The 840-nt window shown below is 38.7% G+C and carries 2 protein-coding genes; one reads left to right on the top strand and one right to left on the bottom strand.

Annotated elements, in window-relative coordinates; translation table 11 throughout:
- Positions 1 to 180: a helix-turn-helix domain-containing protein gene (locus tag AC1DWB_RS36360; RefSeq protein ID WP_477545901.1), complete on the bottom strand. Its 180-nt coding sequence runs from the start codon at positions 178 to 180 to the stop codon at positions 1 to 3.
- Between the two features lie 150 nt (positions 181 to 330).
- Here AC1DWB_RS36360 and AC1DWB_RS36355 point away from each other — a divergent pair, with 150 nt between their 5' ends.
- Positions 331 to 783, top strand: a complete 453-nt coding sequence (locus AC1DWB_RS36355; RefSeq protein ID WP_477545902.1) for a helix-turn-helix domain-containing protein — start codon at positions 331 to 333, stop codon at positions 781 to 783.
- Positions 784 to 840 lie beyond the last annotated feature (57 nt).

The raw sequence follows: 840 nt of genomic DNA, 5'->3' as shown, positions 1-840 counted from the left end.
TTATTTTGCTGTGGGTTGACCCTCCTGCCTCGAGATCCACGTGTCAATTGTTGCTTTCCGGAACAAGATCTTCGCTCCGATCTTGTAGTGTGGGATCTCGTTCGCCTTAACCATTGAATAGACTTTGGTTGTAGACGCACCGATGTACTTTGCCAATTCCTCTAATGTCATTCGTTCCATTTAGTTCACCACCTCTCACAATATTTCACTTGAAATATTATTTCTATTGCTATATTACCACCAACTCTTTTCAATTGCAATACTCTTTGATAGAATAATAGCAATAGAAATAAAATAGTGAGGGATCACACTTTAGAAAGAGGTTGGATTATGGATTCGTTAGAGTTTGGTAAGTTTATTAAACAGCTCCGTAAAGATAAGGAAATGACTCTGGTTGAGTTGTCGAGTGCATCTAATGTTTCTCAACCGTATCTTTCTCATATTGAAAATGGAAAACGTGGAATACCATCACCAGACATACTAAAAAAACTAGCCGATCCGCTGGGATATTCGTATGCTGGGTTGATGTATAAGGCAGGATACATCCCTGTGTTTGATTTTTTATCAGATGATGAGGAGATAGAGAAAACGGTAAGTGATGCTGAAAAAATGTGGGAAAGAAAGAAAAAGTATAGTGATTTTCGTGAATCGGATGAGGATTTAAATGAATTGTCAATATTACTCACATTTCCGGATCTAACTTATAAAAATCAACCACTTACCGATCCAGACCGCAAACGGATCCTTATCATGCTCGAGCAGCTTTTTCCGGACCGCAAGTRACGAGGGTGGTGTGAAAATCAAATTGAGTTAGGTTTCGATGTGGTCGTTACAATACAG

It is taken from the genome of Paenibacillus sp. P4_E11 (assembly GCF_056401635.1).
Note: the sequence above shows the minus strand (reverse complement) of the source record. Positions and strands in the feature narration are given on the sequence as shown.

Excerpts from the sequence above, each read along its gene's own strand:
- AC1DWB_RS36360 (WP_477545901.1), bottom strand. The coding sequence starts at position 180 with ATGGAACGAATGACATTAGAGGAATTGGCAAAGTACATCGGTGCGTCT.